Source organism: Luteibacter sp. P1_D3, assembly GCF_056406135.1.
In genome coordinates, this window is the sequence record NZ_JBFUAT010000080.1 from 1 (window position 1) to 2,953 (window position 2,953).

Below are 2,953 nucleotides of genomic sequence, written 5' to 3' on the forward strand. Positions count from 1 at the left end.
TTTGAGGACTCGCCGAACTTTTTTTTCGGCGTGTGCGATCGGGTCGACGAGCGCCTGCTGGGCACCATGACGGCTTATGTCGCGTCCCAGCACGGCACCGCCGACATGGGCATCATGATCGGGGCGCCCGCCGCGCGCGGCCGCGGTTTCGGCTTTGACGCCTGGTCGACCCTGATGACCTGGCTGCTCGAGGCACGCGGCCTGCGCAAGGTCACGGCCGGCACGCTGGGCTGCAACACGCCGATGCTGCGCCTAATGCACGGCTCCGGCATGCAGCCCGACGGCGTACGTCGCGGCCAGGAGATCGTGGACGGCGCAGCCCAGGACATCCTTTATTTCGCGCGTTTCGGCGATGCTTGAGCTGCCCGCTCCGGTCGCCGTGGTGTGTCACGACGCGGGCGCCGCCAACATCATCGTCGCGGCGCTGCGAGTCGAAACCCAAAAGGTCTGGTTGCCTGTGATGCAAGGGCCGGCCGCCGCGATCTGGCGCGCCAGCGGCTTGGCGCCGCTGCAGCCGCTCGAGCTCGACAGCGCGCTCGCCAGTGCCGGCTCGCTGCTCAGTGGCACAGGCTGGGCCAGCGATCTCGAACATGAGGCACGGCGACGTGCGCGCTCCTTAGGCCTGCAGAGCGTCGCGCTGATCGACCACTGGGTAAACTACGCGGCGCGTTTCGAACGTGCCGGCGAGCGGGTGCTGCCCGACGAGATCTGGGTCGCCGACGCCGACGCGCTGGCGATCGCCGCCAGCACATTCCCCGGCATGCCCCTGCGGCAGGTCGAGAACCTTTATCTGCGTGATCAGGTCGCGGCGATCGCTGCGCCGGCACCGACGCAGGCCGGTCGCATCCTCTATGTGCTCGAGCCTCTGCGTTATAGCTGGCCTGGCCTGGCTCAGCCCGGTGAATTCGAGGCGCTCGATTATTTCGTCACAAATCTGGCGCGGCTCGGCGCGCGGCGTGACTGGTCGATTCGGCTGCGTCCGCACCCGTCCGACGAAGCCGGTAAATACGACGCCTGGCTGACACGCCAGAATGGCCTGGACGTCGCACTCGACGATGCGCCCAACCTCGCAGAGGCCATCAGCCGCGCTGAATGGGTGGTTGGCTGTGAAAGCACGGCGCTGGTGATTGCGCTGGCCGCCGGGCGCAGGACTCTGTCGACTCTGCCGCCGGAAGCGCCACCCTGTAGGCTACCGCAGGCCGGCCTGTGCCACATGCGCGAGCTCGTCGCGCTCTAGATTAGACCGGCGCGGTCGGCGTCAGCAGCCCATGCGTACCGGCTTCAGCGATAAAGCGGAACAGCAGGGGGTCGTTGTACCGGCGCGCCACCAGTTGCAACCCGAATGGCAGACCCTCGGGCGACGAAAACACCGGCGCGCTGACGGCCGCAAGCTGCGTCAGGGTCCACATGAGCGCCGAATCGGGCGCCTCTTCCTGATCGCGCGGCGGCGCCACGCCGGCCGTGCTGAGCGTGACGATCACGTCGGCATCGGCGAAGAAGGCGTCCATGTCGCGCGCCATCGCGACCTGCTCGTCGAGCGCTGCCTGGTATTCGGCCGGCGTCACGAGCTGGCCGGCCGTGATGAGGCGGTTCATCACAGGCGAAATCAGCTCGGCGCGCTTGAACTCTTCCTGGAAATAGTAGGCCAGCGCCTTGTTGTAGATCGTCTCGTGCACGATATGCGAACGCAGCATCGACGGCGGCAGCGCCGCCTCGCACAGCTCGAAGCGCGGGTTGCGGGCCAGGCGCGAGCACCAAGCGTCAAACGCCTTCGTCGCGTAGGCTGGCGCGTGACGCCAGACATGCGGGCGCACCACAGCGATCCGCCAGGGCCGGCCGACGGGCGCCGCCTGACGCGCCACGTCGCTGAGCGCCGCATCGCTGATTGGAAAGTTGCGACCATGCACGCGCAGCGCCTCGAATACCGGTTCGAGGTCGGCTGCGTGGTTGACGAAGAAACCGATGCTGTCTAGGCTATCGGTGGTTTTGAGGGTACCTGTGCGCGGTACCAGCCCGAACGAGGGCTTGCAGCCCCAGATACCGCAGAAGCTCGCGGGTCGGATGATCGAGCCGGCAGTCTGCGTGCCGAGAGCGACCGGTGCCATGCCAGTGGCGACCGCGACTGCCGAGCCGCTCGAGGAGGTGCCCGGCGTGCGGTCAGCCGCGTGCGGGTTGATGGTCTTGCCGAGCGAATGCACGGCGAACTCGGCCGTCACGGTCTTGCCGGGCACGATCGCGCCGAGGCGCTTGATGTCGTAAAGCACGCGCGCATCATTGCCAGKGGTGAACCCGCGCCAAAGTTCGCTACCCATCTGGGTCGGGAAGTCGGCCGTGTTGAAGATGTCCTTGACCGCGAACGGGATGCCTTCGAGCGCGCGCGGCGCCTCGCCCGCGTGCAGGCGCTCGGTCGCGGCACGGGCGGCCGTCAGGAACAACTCAGGGTCGAAGCATTCCCAGGCGTGGTAGCGCGGCTCCTGCGCGGTGTAGACCTCGATGTAATGGCGCGCGACGTCGAGCGGTGTCAGGCTGCCGTCGCGGTAACCCTGCAGGATCGCGGCGATGCTGGGCAAGCGGCCGCTCATGCGGCGGCCTCGTCGTCAGCCGCTGGCGCACCGGTATCGGCCTGCACGCGCGCTATCAGCTGCTGCGGATGCGGCACGAGTTTTTCTTCGTTCGGCGCCGGCTTCGGGTAAATAGGGATCACCACATTTTTCATTTCGGGCCGACGGTGGCCTTCCATCGTGGCATGGAACTCCCCTTCGGTCATACCGGTGATCTTCAGGTAATAGTCGAGGCCCTCGGGGCGCACGCCGTCGTTGTCCCGAATCAGCTGCCAGGCCTCGTCGCGGCTCAGCAGGCCGGCGCGCACGTCGACGCTCGAATGGAAGGTCGCCCGGCCGTAACCGCGCTTGAGGTAGTTCGTGTAGTCGTGCACGCCCGGCATGATGCATTC

At 67.2% G+C, this 2,953-nt stretch carries 3 protein-coding genes and 1 pseudogene; 2 read left to right on the plus strand and 2 right to left on the minus strand.

Annotated features, from left to right (window positions below):
- Positions 1-360 (plus strand): GNAT family N-acetyltransferase (locus tag AC1DYM_RS22830; protein WP_477342316.1); only part of this gene is annotated, 360 nt, incomplete at its 5' end.
- Entirely contained in the window at positions 353-1,237 is an 885-nt protein-coding gene (locus AC1DYM_RS22835; protein WP_477342318.1) for a hypothetical protein, read from the plus strand. The genes AC1DYM_RS22830 and AC1DYM_RS22835, both read left to right, overlap by 8 nt.
- A 1-nt stretch (position 1,238) precedes the next feature.
- On the opposite strand, the gene AC1DYM_RS22840 is transcribed toward AC1DYM_RS22835, so the two are convergent.
- On the minus strand, positions 1,239-2,582 hold the full coding sequence (locus AC1DYM_RS22840; RefSeq protein ID WP_477342320.1) for an amidase: 1,344 nt from the start codon (positions 2,580-2,582) through the stop codon (positions 1,239-1,241).
- Positions 2,579-2,953 (minus strand): annotated as a pseudogene (locus AC1DYM_RS22845) (hypothetical protein); the annotation flags it as partial. The pseudogene AC1DYM_RS22845 and the gene AC1DYM_RS22840, both read right to left, overlap by 4 nt.

Bases quoted from the DNA above. Each gene is read 5' to 3' on its own strand.
- AC1DYM_RS22835 (WP_477342318.1), top strand. From the start codon at position 353: ATGCTTGAGCTGCCCGCTCCGGTCGCCGTGGTGTGTCACGACGCGGGC.